At 69.1% G+C, this 14,381-nt stretch carries 12 protein-coding genes; 4 read left to right on the plus strand and 8 right to left on the minus strand.

From position 1 onward, the window contains the following. Positions 1 to 46: 46 nt before the first annotated feature. Complete coding sequence (locus F3H10_RS10595; RefSeq protein WP_149784740.1) at positions 47 to 538, minus strand: metal-dependent hydrolase; 492 nt, start codon at positions 536 to 538, stop codon at positions 47 to 49. 112 nt (positions 539 to 650) lie between these two features. Here F3H10_RS10595 and F3H10_RS10600 point away from each other — a divergent pair, with 112 nt between their 5' ends. Continuing rightward, positions 651 to 1,757: a pyridoxal phosphate-dependent aminotransferase gene (locus F3H10_RS10600; RefSeq protein ID WP_149784741.1), complete on the plus strand. Its 1,107-nt coding sequence runs from the start codon at positions 651 to 653 to the stop codon at positions 1,755 to 1,757. A 28-nt stretch (positions 1,758 to 1,785) separates the two neighbouring features. Here F3H10_RS10600 and F3H10_RS10605 read toward each other — a convergent pair whose 3' ends face one another. The 3 genes from F3H10_RS10605 to F3H10_RS10615 form a co-directional block, all read right to left on the minus strand. Next, positions 1,786 to 2,883 carry a sensor histidine kinase gene (locus tag F3H10_RS10605; protein WP_149784742.1) on the minus strand — a complete coding sequence of 366 codons (1,098 nt, stop codon included), beginning with the start codon at positions 2,881 to 2,883 and terminating at the stop codon, positions 1,786 to 1,788. A gap of 137 nt (positions 2,884 to 3,020) precedes the next feature. Then, positions 3,021 to 4,556: a lipopolysaccharide biosynthesis protein gene (locus F3H10_RS10610; protein WP_149784743.1), complete on the minus strand. Its 1,536-nt coding sequence runs from the start codon at positions 4,554 to 4,556 to the stop codon at positions 3,021 to 3,023. 116 nt (positions 4,557 to 4,672) lie between these two features. Further along, positions 4,673 to 5,317: an FAD-dependent oxidoreductase gene (locus F3H10_RS10615; RefSeq protein WP_149784744.1), complete on the minus strand. Its 645-nt coding sequence runs from the start codon at positions 5,315 to 5,317 to the stop codon at positions 4,673 to 4,675. A gap of 349 nt (positions 5,318 to 5,666) precedes the next feature. Here F3H10_RS10615 and F3H10_RS10620 point away from each other — a divergent pair, with 349 nt between their 5' ends. From F3H10_RS10620 to F3H10_RS10630, 3 genes are all read left to right on the plus strand, one after another. Next, complete coding sequence (locus tag F3H10_RS10620; RefSeq protein ID WP_149784745.1) at positions 5,667 to 7,430, plus strand: 2-oxoacid:acceptor oxidoreductase subunit alpha; 1,764 nt, start codon at positions 5,667 to 5,669, stop codon at positions 7,428 to 7,430. After that, complete coding sequence (locus tag F3H10_RS10625) at positions 7,427 to 8,290, plus strand: 2-oxoacid:ferredoxin oxidoreductase subunit beta (RefSeq protein WP_149784746.1); 864 nt, start codon at positions 7,427 to 7,429, stop codon at positions 8,288 to 8,290. Before F3H10_RS10620 ends, F3H10_RS10625 begins: the two co-directional genes overlap by 4 nt. Positions 8,291 to 8,438: 148 nt before the next feature. Continuing rightward, positions 8,439 to 9,677: a digeranylgeranylglycerophospholipid reductase gene (locus F3H10_RS10630; protein WP_149784747.1), complete on the plus strand. Its 1,239-nt coding sequence runs from the start codon at positions 8,439 to 8,441 to the stop codon at positions 9,675 to 9,677. 34 nt (positions 9,678 to 9,711) lie between these two features. Here F3H10_RS10630 and citZ read toward each other — a convergent pair whose 3' ends face one another. The 4 genes from citZ to F3H10_RS10650 all read right to left on the minus strand — a co-directional run bounded on the left by citZ (position 9,712) and on the right by F3H10_RS10650 (position 14,381). Continuing rightward, positions 9,712 to 10,848: a citrate synthase gene (gene citZ, locus F3H10_RS10635; protein WP_149784748.1), complete on the minus strand. Its 1,137-nt coding sequence runs from the start codon at positions 10,846 to 10,848 to the stop codon at positions 9,712 to 9,714. 110 nt (positions 10,849 to 10,958) lie between these two features. Continuing rightward, a complete protein-coding gene (locus tag F3H10_RS10640) occupies positions 10,959 to 12,866 on the minus strand; it encodes a PINc/VapC family ATPase (RefSeq protein WP_149784749.1) in 1,908 nt (635 codons plus the stop codon). Between the two features lie 64 nt (positions 12,867 to 12,930). Further along, positions 12,931 to 13,551 carry a DUF2062 domain-containing protein gene (locus tag F3H10_RS10645; protein ID WP_149784750.1) on the minus strand — a complete coding sequence of 207 codons (621 nt, stop codon included), beginning with the start codon at positions 13,549 to 13,551 and terminating at the stop codon, positions 12,931 to 12,933. Positions 13,552 to 13,667: 116 nt separating this feature from the next. Next, the gene (locus F3H10_RS10650; protein ID WP_149784751.1) at positions 13,668 to 14,381 is read right to left on the minus strand and encodes a type 1 glutamine amidotransferase; all 714 of its coding nucleotides are present in this window, start codon (positions 14,379 to 14,381) and stop codon (positions 13,668 to 13,670) included.

Here is a 14,381-nt window from a genome sequence, read left to right on the forward strand (position 1 = left end):
CCGACGCACGGCGTCGGCGACACCACCGCTCGTACTAATACCGTTCTCAGAGCCCGAACCCGGCGGTCGCCGACGAGAGGTCCACGTCGAGGGAGACGACGTAGGTGGTGACCGCCCAGAACGCCGCGATCTCGAGGGCGGTGATGATCACGGTCACGAGGTCGGCGTACTTGCTGCTCGTGGTGACGCCGAACGGGAGGGAGAACTCCTCGTTCGAGAGCGGGTGAAAGAGCGCGATCCCGCGGCGGCTGCCGACCAGGTCGAGGACATAGTGGGTCAACACGCCGACCCAGACGAAGTGGAGGTTGTCGAAGACGATCGGGTACGCGGAGACGACCGCCAGCACCGGGAGGCTGTGTAGCGTCTTCCGGTGTTTGCCGAAGGCCGTGTCGACGTCCGGAAAGAGCGCGCCCAACACGATCGGGACCGTGATCTGTGCGATCTTCCGGGCGGTGTCGACGTCGACGCCCGGCTCGAGCACGAACCCGAGCCCGACGGCGAGGAGCAGCGCGTTCAACACGTGGCCGCGTTTGTTCATGTACCGGTCTCTCGCGGCATCGACCGAAAAGGCACGGATCGCCGTCGGTGGTGGGGAAGGTCTGCGGCTCCGGCGTCGAAAGAGCCACGGGGGCCGACCACCAGGGTCCGACATGGAGTACGAGGAGCCGAAGTTCTTTCAGGTGATGAAGTACGGCGCGGACGCCGACCGCGACGTCATCGACATGGTGAGCGGCAACCCCGACTGGGAGCCGCCCGCCGCGCTCCGCGAGGCGGTCGCGGCGTACGCGGAGCTGCCGTCCGCCGAGTTCCAGTACCCGCCGAGCGAGGGGATCCGGGAGCTTCGCGAGGCGATCGCGGTGCGACGCGGGGTCGACGTCGATCGGATCGTCCTCACCAACGGGACAGGCGAGGCCAACTACCTCGGGATGGCGCGGGCGCTGGAGCGTGACGCCGGCGACGAGGCGCTGTTGATGGACCCCGTGTACCCGTACTACCCCGGCAAGACGGAGCTGCTCGGCGGCGACCCGACGCTCGTTCCGACCCGGCGCGACGGCGGGCTCGACGTCGACGCGATCCGGGAGGCGGCGAGCGCCGAGACCGCACTGATCGTCCTCAACACGCCGAACAACCCGACCGGGGCGGTGTACGACCTCGAGAAGGTACGGGAGGTCGTCGACGTCGCCGCGGAGGTCGACGCGCTCGTCGTCGTCGACGAGGTGTACGACCGATTCGACCACACCGGGACCTTCGAGTCGGCGCTCTCGCTCGACTCGGACCGCGTGGTCGTCACCAGCGGCTTCTCGAAGTCGATGGCGATCACGGGCTTTCGCGTCGGGTACGCGATCCTCCCGGACGAACACGTCGACGCGGCGAAGACGCGCCACATGCTCGTGAACGTCGCGGGCTCGCGGCCCGCCCAGTACGCGGTCTCACACGCCCTGGAGGCGACCGAGGAGGAGTACTACGCGGAGGCCCGCAGGCGGCTCGCCGACCGGATCGACGCGTTCACCGACGCGCTCGACGCGGCGGGCGCGGAGTACACCCGCCCGGACGGCGGCTTCTACGTGCTGGCGCGGTTCGAGGGCTTCCCCGGCACCATGGAGAACGTGAAGCGGCTGATCGACGAGGCGGGCGTCGCGGGGATGCCCGGCGACACCTTCGGAACCGCCCGCGACGACTGGCTCCGGTTCGCCCTCGTCACCCCGCGGTCGCTCGAGGCCGCCGAGCGGCTGGTCGACTACTTCTCGGAACGGTAACCGCGGCTCCGTCCGCCCCCGCGACCGCCTACCCGACGACGTCGACGCCGGTGACCTCGAAGCGCGCCCCGCCCTCGCGGCTCTCCTCGACCCGTATCTCCCAGCCGTGTGCCTCGGCGATCTCCTTCGCGATGTTGAGTCCGAACCCGGTACCGTCCTCGGCGGTGGTGTAGCCCGTCTCGAACACTCGCTCGCGGTCGGCCTTCGGGATCCCGGGGCCGTCGTCGGCGACGTAGAACCCGGCCCCGCCGTGGCTCTCCGCCCGCGTCGAGGTGTACATCGGCTCGACGGTCCCGACCCTGACCGTCACGTCGTCGCCGCCGTGGTGGACGCCGTTGCCGAGCAGGTTCTCGAGAAGCTGTCTCACGCGTCCGGGGTGTCCGCGGATCTCGCCGTCGGTCTCGACAACGAGCGTCGCGTCGGCCGTCTCGACGCTCGTCCACGACGCCTCGACCGCGTCCGCGAGCGCGATCGGTTCGATCTCGGCGATCGTCTCGCCCTCGCGGGCGAGCGTCAGGAGGTCGCCGATCAGCGCGAGGCTCCGATCGACCGCGTCGGCGGCCGGCTCGAGGTGCTCGTCGTCGCGCTCGGCACGGGCGAGTTCCAACCGCCCCTGCGCGACCGAAAGCGGGTTGCGGAGGTCGTGTGAGACCACCTCGACGAACCGCTCGAGACGATCTCGCCGGCGCTCTGCTTCGCGTATCGCGCGAGCCGACTCCACCGCGGTCGCGACGCGGTGAGCTAAGACGGCGTCGCCGTCGGTCGCCGGGTCCCGTCGGACGTAGTCCGTGACGCCCGCCGAGAGGGCCTCGCGAGCCGAGACGGCGTCGTCGCTTCCGAGGCCGTCGCCGCCGACCTCGTCGTCGACGTAGACGACGAACGGGAGGTCCGGGTCGTGAGCGCGGACGCGGTCGTGAAGCGACATCGTGCCGTCGCTCGGACGAGCGGCGGCGACGACGCAGTCGTAGCTCCCGGCGACGAGCCGATCGAGCGTCTCGTCGGAGTCCGCCGCGAGGTCGACAGTGAGCCGATCGTCCTCGCGTTCGAGCGCGGCCGCGGCCCGTTCCGCCGCGTCGGGCTCCGGTCCGACGAGGAGGGTGGATATCGGGGGATCGGTCGTCACCATGAGTACCAGTCTCGATCGGATCTCTCGGGCGTCCGGTGTATATGTATCCCCGGATCGCGACGCTCGGCGGCGTCGCCGACGCGGTTTCGGAGACGTCCGGCGTCGGCCGTCTCCCGACGGCCGCCGCCTCCCGGCCGCTACCGGTCGTTGATCGCCGCGCGGTAGCGGCCGGCGAGCTCGGAGACGACGAGCCGGTCACGGGGGTCGACGCCGATCGCACGGAGGGTGAGCAGGTAGGCGGCGACCCCGACGACCGTCCCGACCGCGGCTCCGGGCGTTCCGCCGACCGCGGCCCGGACGGTCGACATGACGCCGACCATGACCGCTCCCGCCGAGAGCGGCACGAGGAACGTCCGGTCGAACGGCCACAGCCCCTCGAACCGGCGGAGCAGCAGGACCTGTGCCCCGTTCTGGACGGCGATGGCGGCGGAGGTGCCGAGCGCGGCTCCCACGAGCCCGTACCGCAACACGAACGCGTACGTCAACCCGACGTTGAGCGCCGCGAGCAGCCAGTCGAGCGCCATCCGCGCGTACTGGTGGTCCGTCATCATGAGGAGCCAGCCCGTCGCGCCGACCGCGCTGCCGACGAACACCCCGCCGAGGTAGACGACGAGCGGGAGGTACCCCCGGACGTACGTCTCCCCGAACAGCGCGAGGAGGGGCTCGCCGTACACGCCGAGCGTCGCGATGACCGGAATGACCGTGGTGACGATGAGCCGGGTCACCGAGGCGTACACCGCGTTGAGCGTCCCCATTCGGTCGGCGGCGTACAGCTCGGAGGCCACCGGCGGGAGCAGTTGGTTGAACGAGAGCAGGGGGATCCACGCGATCGAGACCAGGACGAGGACGACGTTGTACACCCCGGCGGCGACCGCGGTGAGGAGCGCCCCGACGAGCAGCACGTCGATCCGGTTCTGAAACACCTTGCCGAAGCTGCTCATCGCGACCGGTGCGGCGTGGTCGTAGAAGCGGCGCGCCTCGCGGCGCGCGCCACGGAGGGTCGGCGTGATCCCGGTCGCGCGGACCGAGACGGGAACGCCGACGGCGACGAGGAGCGCGGTACACGCCACGATCGCCCCGGCGACGCCCACGACGGAGTACCCGAGCGCCAGCGCCCCGGCCGCGCCGACGAGCCGGACCGCCGGGCGGAGCAGTTTGTTGAACAGGACCTCGCCGCGCGCCGAGCCGATCGCCCGGAAGACCGCCCCGGTGACGGTGACGAGGCCGATCAGGCCCACGAGGACTCCGAAAAGGCGCATCGTCGGCGGGAACGTCGGGTCCGCCACCGTGAGGTCGTTCATCCGCGGGGCGGCGACCCAGATGCCGAGCGCGAACGCGACGCCCGCGACCGCGGTCGTCGCGTACGCCAGCCCGACCACCCGCGACCGGCGGGCCGGGTCGTCGGCGCCCGGCACGAACCGCTGGAGCGCCGGCACGCTCCCGAACGGGACGAGCCGAACGAGCACCTGGGCGATCCGCCACGCGAGCGCGTACACGCCGTAGGTCACGGGCCCCAGCCCGCGGGCGAGGACGAACTCGGTCGCGGCCATCAGTCCGCGCTGCGCGGAGAAGGCGCCCGAGGTGACGACGGCCCCGGCGGCGATCGTCACCAGCGCGTCGCGCTCGTCGTCGGGTATCTCGTCGGCCCCTTCCGGCGTCGTGTCGGTACCCACGGTGGTTCGTCCGACCGAAGCGTCGTCCGCGGATTAAGCGGTTCGCTCCGCGGCTCCGGCGAGACGTGCCGGTTCGTACCGACGGCCGTCGACGGGGCGTCGACGGCCGTCGGTTCCTACCCGAAGTTCTCGACCTTCGCGTCGTCGGCGTCGCCGCCGGCGGCCTCGATCGCGTCCCGGGCGTCGTCGACGAAGTCGGCGAAGCCGTAGACGAAGACGCCCTCGTCGGCCGCGCCCGTCAGCGCGTCCGTAACGGCCGCCGACAGGTCGTCGTCGCCGCCGAGCACCGCGATCGACGCGCCGGAGCCGCGGAGGTCGTCGAGGCGGGCCCCGTGGGCCGGGTCGTCGTCGCGGTAGACGACCGCGGCCTCCCCGCCGTCGTCGAGCGCGCGCCGGGCGATGGCGACTGCCGGGCCGACGCCGGGGCCGCCGGCGAGGACCACGACGCGTCCCTCGCCGTCGTAGTGCTGGTCGCCGAAGGGGCCCGAGAGCGACATCTCGACGCCGGGCTCGATGTCGGCGAGGAACCGCGAGAAGTCGCCGCCCTCCTCGACGTCGATCCCGACGGTGACCTCGAAGGTCCCCTCCGTGGTGGGCGAGGAGAGCGTGTAGAACCGCGAGACCGGTTCCCCGTCGATCTCCGTCCCCAGCTTCACGAACTGGCCGGGCTCGGCGGCGAACCCGTCCGGCGTGTCGAACCGGATCGCGTACGTGTCCGATCCGACCTCCTCGACCGACGTCACCGCGACTGTCGCGTCCATACGCCCCGTCGGTCCCTGACGCACAAACGTGTTCTCGTCTCGTCGGACGAGCGATCGTCTCTCGTCCGACGAGCGAGTCCGGGTCCGGCGAGCGAGTTCGGATCGATCGACCGGACCGAAACCGGTTCGATCGATCCGGGGACGGTTCGACACGCGTCGAAAAGGGATGCGACGGCCGGTGTCGATCGGGCCGGATCCGGTTGACGAACGACCAATCTCTACGCGTTCGTCCGGCGTGAGCGGCGAATAACGCGACAATATTCGCGAAAAACAGGACGTACGTTGAATAACCGACTGATACCGCCATCCAGAAGCCTTTTGATGAGTCCGAGTGAACCGTCGACATAGAATGGCTGCGGACTTCAACTGGGCCGTCGGTGGGGAGGCCGGCGACGGCATCGACTCGACGGGCAAGATCTTCGCGCAGGCCCTGTCTCGATCGGGTCGACACGTGTTCACGTCGAAGGACTTCGCTTCGCGGATCCGGGGCGGATACACCGCGTACAAGGTGCGAACCTCCGTCGACAAGGTACAGAGCGTCGTGGACAGACTCGACGTGCTCATCGCGTTGACCCCGCGGACCATCGAGGAGAACCTCGAGGAACTCCACGAGGGGTCCGTGATCATCTACGACGGCGAGCGAACCACGATGCAGAACGTCGAGATCCCCGAGGGGATGATCGGCATCGACGTGCCGCTCAAGCGGCTCGCCGAGGAGGCCGGCGGCGCGATCATGCGGAACGTCGTCGCGCTCGGCGCGGCGTGTGAGGTCGCGGAGTTCCCCATCGAGAACCTCGATTCCGCCCTCGAGAAACGCTTCGGCGACAAGGGACAGAAGCTCGTCGACAACAACAAGGAGGCCGCTCGCGCCGGGCAGTCGTACGTCGCCGAGGAGTACGACGCCGACTTCGAGTACGACCTCGAGACGACCGACGAGGACTACGTCCTGCTCAACGGCGACGAGGCGATCGGCATGGGTGCCATCGCGGCCGGCTGCCGGTTCTACTCCGGCTACCCGATCACGCCCGCGACGGACGTGATGACGTACCTCACCGGCCGGCTCGAGCGGTACGGCGGCCACGTCGTCCAGGCGGAGGACGAGCTGTCGGCGATCAACATGGCGCTCGGGGCCGCCCGCGGCGGCGCACGCGCGATGACCGCGACGTCGGGGCCGGGGATCGACCTGATGACGGAGACGTTCGGGCTGGTCGCCACCTCGGAGACCCCGCTCGTCATCTGTAACGTGATGCGGTCGGGTCCCTCGACGGGGATGCCGACGAAACAGGAGCAGGGCGACCTGAACCACATGCTGTACGGCGGTCACGGCGAGGTTCCCCGGTTCGTGCTCACGCCCACCACCGTCGACGAGTGCTTCTGGAAGACGGTCGAGGCGTTCAACCTCGCCGAGAAGTACCAGCTGCCCGTCTACCTCACGGCGGACCTCTCGATGGCGGTCACGGAACAGACGTTCTCGCCGGACACCTTCGACATGGACGCGGTCGAGGTCGACCGCGGCTTCGTCGTCGACGACGCGTCGGTCGAGGAGCACCTCTCGGAGAGCGGCGGGTTCCAGCCGCACGAGCTCACGGAGGACGGCGTCTCCCCGCGCGCGTTCCCCGGGACCGTCGACGGCGCGCACATGTCGACCGGTCTGGAGCACGACGAGCAGGGTCGACGGACCGAGGACACGGAGATGCGCGTCGAGCAGGTCGACAAGCGCAACCGGAAGGTGGAGACGGCGACGGAACGCGAGGACTGGAGCCCCCGCGAGTTCGGCGAGGAGGACGCGGAGAACCTCGTGATCACGTGGGGATCCAACGAGGGGGCGCTCGCGGAGGCGCTCGACCTGCTCGAGGCGGACGGCATCGACATCCGCGTGCTCTCGGTTCCGTACGTCTTCCCGCGACCGGACCTCTCGGACGCCATCGAGGCGGCCGAGCGGACCATCGTCGTCGAGTGTAACGAGACCGGGCAGTTCGCGAACCTCGTCGAGCGCGACGCGCTGGTTCGCGTCGACCGGATCAACAAGTACGACGGCGTGCGGTTCAAGGCCGACGAGCTCGCACACGAGATCAAAGCGACCCTGGAGACGGGGACGGAGGCGACCCAATGAGTTCAGACGTTCGATTCACCGACTTCAAATCCGACAAGCAGCCGACGTGGTGTCCGGGATGTGGCGACTTCGGCACGATGAACGGGATGATGAAGGCCCTCGCGGAGACGGGCAACGACCCCGACAACACCTTCGTCGTCGCCGGCATCGGCTGCTCGGGCAAGATCGGCACGTACATGCACAGCTACGCGCTTCACGGCGTCCACGGTCGGGCACTCCCCGTCGGGACCGGCGTCAAGATGGCGCGTCCCGACATCGAAGTGATGGTCGCCGGCGGCGACGGCGACGGCTACTCCATCGGCGCGGGCCACTTCGTCCACGCGGTGCGGCGCAACGTGGACATGACCTACGTCGTGATGGACAACCGCATCTACGGGCTCACCAAGGGCCAGGCGTCGCCGACCTCCCGCGAGGACTTCGAGACGGCGACGACGCCGGAGGGTCCCAAACAGCCCCCCGTCAACCCGCACGCGCTCGCGCTCGCGTCGGGCGCGACGTTCATCGCGCAGTCGTTCTCCTCGGACGCCCTGCGTCACCAGGAGATCATCCAGAAGGCCGTCGAACACGACGGCTTCGGCTTCGTGAACGTCTACTCGCCCTGCGTGACGTTCAACGACGTCGACACCTACGACTACTTCCGCGACTCGCTCGTCGACCTCGCGGAGGCGGACCACGACCCGACCGACTACGACGCGGCCAAGGACGTCATCCTCGACTCCGACAAGGAGTATCAGGGCGTCATCTATCAGGACGAAGAGTCCGTGCCGTACCACGAGCAACACGGCGTCGACGAGGACATGTCCGACATCCCCGACGGCGCGCCCGAGAACGCGACCGACCTCGTCCGCGAGTTCTACTGAGCCGTCGCGTCCGAACGGACGCGCTCTCGTTTCTCATCGTCCGAATCCGACCTCCGGATCCGGTCAAAAACGGCGGATGACGGCGGGTTCGAGCGGAGTTCCGTCCCGTTTCGGCAAACCTAATTACACGGGTGGGCATGTACGCGGTATGTCCGACCGTTACGACGTCGCGATCGCGGGGGCCGGGCCGGCGGGCGCACAGTGCGCCCGCGATCTGGCCGCTCGGGGCTACGACGTCGTCGTTCTCGAGACGGAAGCCGAAGCCGAGTTCCCGCGGCAGAGCAACAAGTCGACCGCGGGGACGTTCCCGTCTATGATGTCCGCGTTCGGGATCCCGGACGACGTCGTGATGTCCTACACCGACGACGTGGTGTTGGAGTCGCCCAACGACTACTACGAGTCCTACCAGCCGGGCGCGGTGTTGGAGTTCGCCGACTTCAAGCGATACCTCGTCGCCGACGGTCGCGAGAAGGGCGCGGAGTACCGCTTCGACTCGCGGGTCTCCCGGCCGATCCTCGACGACGACGACGTCATCAAGGGCGTCAGGTACAACGGCGACGAGGCGGTGTACGCGGACATCGTCGTCGACGCCACCGGCCCGGCCGCGCCGATCGCGAGCGCGCTCGACGTCGTCGACCTCGAACGCGAGAACCAGGCGATCGGCATCGAGTACGAGTTCGAGGGGATCGATCTGAACCATCCCGAGTACGGCGACCTCCGGCGGGCGATGATGCTCCGGCTCGACCACGCCATCGCTCCCGGCGGCTACTCGTGGATCTTCGCCACCGGCGAGGACACCGCGAAGGTCGGGCTGTGTTACATCCAGAACGACCGTCACCGCGAGGCCGGCGAGGAGGGACAGACCATCGACGGCTACCTCGAGGGGTGGCTCGAGTCCGATCCCCGGTTCGCCGACGCCGAGCGCATCGAGGGGAAGGTCCACCGCGGCTCCGCGCACATCCAGCGACCCGGACGGATGCACACGGACGGCTTCCTCGCCATCGGCGACACCGTCCCCACCATCGACCCGCTGTGGGGAGAGGGGATCCACAAGGGCATGAAGTCGGCGCGCGCCGCGGCGATGTCGATAGACCGGTGTTTCACCGACGCGGCCCAGCCCACCGACGCCGAGAGCCTCGCGATCTACGAGCAGCTCTGGCACCGCGACGTCGCCCCGCGGATGAACTCGCGGCTGCTGTTAACCGAGCTGTTGTATCTCGCGCCCAACGAGCGGTACGACCGGCTCATGCGGGACCTCAGTCGGACCGACGAGGACACGCTCGCGGCGGTCAACCGCGGGGACAAACGCGCGATGCGGAAGCTGCTCCACCTCGACGACCTCCCGATCCTGGCGAAGTACCTCCGCGGGCGGTTCGGGTCGTCGTGACCTGAGAAGGCGAACCGGCCGACCGTCGGTCGGCTTACCGTTCTTCGAGCGGAACGAACTCGGCGGTCTCGGGGCCGGTGTAGCGTGCTCGCGGCCGGATGAGCCGGTTGTCCTCCTGGTACTCGTGGACGTGTGCGACCCAGCCGCCGACGCGGCTCATCGCGAAGATGGGGGTGTACAGGTCCATCGGGATCCCCATTGCGTCGTAGACGGAGCCCGAGTAGAAGTCGACGTTCGGGGCGATGCCCTTCTCGATCAGTCCCTCCTCCTCGAGATACGACTCGATGGCGGTGGTGTACTTGAGCCACTTCTCGTCGCCGGAGGACTCCGCGAGGTCGCGGAGTTTCTCCTCGAGGATCCGCGCTCGCGGGTCCTTCACCTTGTACACGCGGTGGCCGAACCCGGGGATCCGCCGACCGTTCTCCCTCGCGTCGGCGATCCACTCGACCGGGTCCTTCCCGGAGTCGTCCACCTCGTGTAGCATCTCCATGACGTCCTGGTTCGCGCCGCCGTGGAGCGACCCCGATAGCGCGCCGATCCCGCCGGTGACGCTGGAGTAGACGTCGGCCATCGTCGAGCCGATCACCAACGCCGTGAACGTCGAGGCGTTGAGCCCGTGGTCGGCGTGGAGGGTCAACGCCATGTCGAACGTCTCCTCGCTCACGTCGTCGGGTTCGGTCCCGGTGAGCATGTACAGGAAGTTCCCCGCGTGGGAGAGGTCCGGGTCGGGGTCGACGGCCTCCTCGCCCTGTCGGGCCCGCTCGAAGGCCGCCAGGATCGTCGGGACCTTCGCCGTGATCCTCGCGCCCTCCGCGAGGACGTCGCCGTCGTCGCCGTCATCGCCGTCGTACGCCGAGAGCATCGAGACCGCGGTCCGAAGCGCGGCCATCGGTCGGTCACCGGCGTCCGCGAGGGTGCGGACGGTCGAGAGCACGTCGTCGTCGACGGCTCGCTCGGCGGCGAGCTCCGCTTCGAGGTCCTCGAGCTCCGCGCGCGTCGGTAGCGAACCGTGCCAGAGCAGGTGGAGCACCTCCTCGTAGCTCGCGCCGCGTGCCAACTCCTCGATGTCGTACCCGCGGTAGACGAGCTTACCGACCTCCCCATCGACGTGACTGAGCTCCGACTCCGCGACGAGGACGCCTTCCAACCCGCGTTTCAGCTCGTTCGACATGCCATGACCTTCCGACCACCGCCAAAAAAGCGTTATCTTTCAGGAGGAACCGAGTACGACGATCGTGGTTCGCCGTCGCGGCGACCGACGACCGACAGACGACCGACCGGTCAGCGCGCGGGGACGACGGTGATCGTCCGTTTCCGGTCGATCGCGTCCTCCAGCTCCTCGGCGATGGCCGAGCCGCGTGACACCTGTACCTCACCGCCACGACCGACCGTCGCGGTGAAGAGGTACTCGCCGTTCGCGCGGACCTCGACGGTCTCGCCGACTCCGCCGTCGACGTCGAGCACGACGTGTCTCGAGGTGATCTCCGGGGTGACGACGGAGCCGCGCTCCTCGCCAACCTGTCCGTCGCGGCCGTCTCCCGCGCCGCCGCGTCCGTTTCCGCCGGGGTCGCCGCTCCCGGCTCCCCCGCGACCCTTCGGCTTCTCCGAGTGGGTCCGCACGTCGATCTCGATGCCGAGCCGCCCCTCGATGTCGCTTATGCGGCCGCCGCCCTTCCCGATCACGGTGCCGATGTCGCCCTCGTCGACGTACACGATCGCCCCGTCGTCGCCTTTGAGCTCCACGTCGACGTGGCCGTGCGCGACCGAGCGGATCTCGCGTTCGATCTCCTTTTTCGCGATGCGTCCGACCCCGGAGTCCGTGCCGGCGTCGTCGCCGTCCTCGTTCAGCGGGACGGTGACGACCTGCCGGTTGAAGGTGTAGATCTCGAACTCCGGCCGACCGGTCTCGAAGTTCGACACCTGGATGACTGGCCGCGCGAGGTCCTCCGCGGTGAGCCCCGCGGGCACCTTCACCTCCGTCGTCACGTCGTAGACGGTGTGGACCTCGCCCGCCTCGATGTAGACGACCGTATCGACGATCTGGGGGATCATCCCCAGCTCGACCCGGCCGACGAGCCGCTGGAGCGCGTCGATCGCGCGGGAGGCGTGGACGACGCCGACCATGCCGACGCCGGCCATCCGCATGTCCGAGAACACCTCGAAGTCGTTCGTCTTCCGGACCTCGTCGTAGATGGTGTAGTCGGGCCGGACCAAGAGGAGGGAGTCGGCCGTCTTCGCCATCTCCCCGCCGAGCGCTCCGTACTGGGTGATCTCCGGGCCGACCTGGAGGTCCCGGGGCTTCTCCATCGTCTTGACCGCGTAATCGGAGTCGTTGAGGAACTCCGCGACCGCCTGTGCGAACGTCGACTTGCCGGCCCCCGGCGACCCGGAGATGAGCACGCCGCGTTTCCGCTCCTGGAACCGCTCGCGAAGCTCGTCGGCGAACTCGTAGTCGTCGAGCGTCGTCTTCGCGATGGGACGGACCGCCGTGATCTCGATCCCGTCCGCGAAGGGCGGGCGTGCCACGGCGATCCGGTAGTTGCGGTACTGGACGATGTCCATCCCGTCGTCGGAGAGCTCGATGAACCCGTCCGAGGACTGGCGTGCGAGGTCCACGATCGAGTTGGCCAGCTCGGCCATCCGCTCTTCTCCCGTCTCCTCCTCCTCGATGACGACGTAGCGCATCTCCCCGAGCGAGCCGCGTTTGGCCTTCGGCTTCGTTCCCGACTTGAGGTGGACGGACATCGTCTCGTCGGTGAAGTACTCCTCGATGGGCAGCTCGTCGACGACGCCGCGGGCGACCGGCTCGACGTACTCGACGTCGATCCCCTTTGCGCGGGCGACCTCCGCCTGGACGATGTCGCTGGAGAGGAGGGTCGCGTCGTTGTCGGCGGCGACGTCGCGGATGAGCGCGTCGACGTCGCCCTCGGCGGCGCGTGAGCGCTGGTCGCCGCTCGGGCGGTCGCCGACGTATCGCAGGTCGATCGCCCCCTCGTCGCGGCGCTCGGCGAGCCGCTTGAGCTCCTCGAGGCCGTCCCAGCCCGACTCGAGCCCGTCGTTCGCCTGCGACTCGAGTTCACCGACGACGGCCTCGGGGACGACGACCGTCACCCCCTCGTAGCTGCCGTCCTCGACGCGTTCGGACACGCGGCCGTCGACGACCGCACTGGTGTCCGGTACTACGTTCATACCCGAGTTCCGGGCGGGAACCGTATAAGGGTGTTCGACCCGTCCGCGACCCCGACGCGGTCGCTCACCGACGGGTCGTGAAGTCGACGGACTCCTCGAGATCCGACGCGTCCGCGCCGGTCGGATCCGCCGCGGTCGCGTCCGCCTTCTCCCGGTCGGCTTCCTCCGAACCCGTCGACGTGTCCGACTCCTCCCCGTCGTCCGGTGTGACGACCTCCGTGACCGTCTCGACGACGGCGAACTCGCGGGCGCGGTACGCCTCCACGAGCCGGTAGCAGACGACGTAGCTGGGGACCGCCGCGACGACGGCGAGGATCACGTTGCCGACGAGTATCCGCGCGACGATGTCCGGACCGGCCGAGAGCGACACCTCCGCGGCCGTCACGCCCGGAACGGGGCCGAGGATCGCCACGCCAAGCGTGAAGCTGGCGGCGTAGACGCCCCACTTCACCGCGGGGTTGAAGACGACGACCGACGCCAGAAGCGCCGCACGGTTGATCCGCTCCGAGACCCACGCGAGCACGACGAACGCGAGGAGGCCGGTCCCGAGGGTCGGCAGCATCGTGATGAACACGCCCACGGAGAAGCTGCCGGCGGTCTCTCCCACCGTGTGCTCCTCGGTGAACGAGTGCTGGATCTCGGTTTTGACGTGCCCGAGCCACTCGTTCGCCCGACGGAGTATCATCGATTCCCGCTACACCGCCGCGGCGAATGTAGTTGTCGGCGATATCGACCGCGACGACGACGACCACGACGAGAACCGCGACCGAAACGGCCCGCCCTCCTCGAGATCACCGCCGATCAGTCGTCGGCCGCCGCGGCCGCCTCCTGGCCGCGTTCCACGTCCCGGGCGTACGCGACGAAGTTGTCGAAGACCGCCTTCGCCTCGCAGGCCGCCTCGAACGCCTCGGGGGTGATGCCGTCGAGGACCTCGTCGACGCGGGCGTCCCCGAGCCGGTCGCGTTTCCCGTCGGCCACGTCCTCGGCCGTCTCGACGTCGTACTCCGGATGGAACTGGACGCCCCAGCAGTGGCCGTCCCGGAACGCGTGGACGCCGTGTTCGTTCTCGGCCAGCAGCGTCGCGCCCGGCGGGAGGTCGACGACCGCGTCGCCGTGGCTCGTGAAGACGGTGAACGACTCCGGCACGTCCTCGAACAGGTCGTCTCCCCGGTGCCGGACCGTGTTGTATCCGAGTTCGAACCCGTCCATGCCGGCGACGCGCCCGCCGAGCGCCTCGGCGAGGACCTGGTGGCCGTAACAGACGCCGAGCACCGGTACGTCGTCGTCGGCCGCCTCGGCGACGTAGTCGACGAGCTCCGGTATCCACGGCTCGTCCCAGTAGACCGACGAGCGGGAGCCGGTGACGACGATCCCGTCGAAGTCGGTGTGGTCGGGGAGGTGTGCGTCGGTCGCGTCGAACTCGACGAGGTCGGCGTCGATCTCCCGGCGGAAGTTCCGCCGCGTGTGTTCGCCGTCGTGGGCGGCGTTCAACAGGGCGAATCGGAGCTGGCTCAT

This window comes from Halorubrum aquaticum, assembly GCF_900113615.1.
GTDB lineage: Archaea > Halobacteriota > Halobacteria > Halobacteriales > Haloferacaceae > Halorubrum > Halorubrum aquaticum.

Coding starts and splice junctions, on each gene's coding strand:
- F3H10_RS10595 (WP_149784740.1), bottom strand. CDS start 538: ATGAACAAACGCGGCCACGTGTTGAACGCGCTGCTCCTCGCCGTCGGG.
- F3H10_RS10600 (WP_149784741.1), top strand. CDS start 651: ATGGAGTACGAGGAGCCGAAGTTCTTTCAGGTGATGAAGTACGGCGCG.
- F3H10_RS10605 (WP_149784742.1), bottom strand. CDS start 2,883: ATGGTGACGACCGATCCCCCGATATCCACCCTCCTCGTCGGACCGGAG.
- F3H10_RS10615 (WP_149784744.1), bottom strand. CDS start 5,317: ATGGACGCGACAGTCGCGGTGACGTCGGTCGAGGAGGTCGGATCGGAC.
- F3H10_RS10620 (WP_149784745.1), top strand. CDS start 5,667: ATGGCTGCGGACTTCAACTGGGCCGTCGGTGGGGAGGCCGGCGACGGC.
- F3H10_RS10625 (WP_149784746.1), top strand. CDS start 7,427: ATGAGTTCAGACGTTCGATTCACCGACTTCAAATCCGACAAGCAGCCG.
- F3H10_RS10630 (WP_149784747.1), top strand. CDS start 8,439: ATGTCCGACCGTTACGACGTCGCGATCGCGGGGGCCGGGCCGGCGGGC.
- citZ (WP_149784748.1), bottom strand. CDS start 10,848: ATGTCGAACGAGCTGAAACGCGGGTTGGAAGGCGTCCTCGTCGCGGAG.
- F3H10_RS10640 (WP_149784749.1), bottom strand. CDS start 12,866: ATGAACGTAGTACCGGACACCAGTGCGGTCGTCGACGGCCGCGTGTCC.
- F3H10_RS10645 (WP_149784750.1), bottom strand. CDS start 13,551: ATGATACTCCGTCGGGCGAACGAGTGGCTCGGGCACGTCAAAACCGAG.
- F3H10_RS10650 (WP_149784751.1), bottom strand. CDS start 14,381: ATGAGCCAGCTCCGATTCGCCCTGTTGAACGCCGCCCACGACGGCGAA.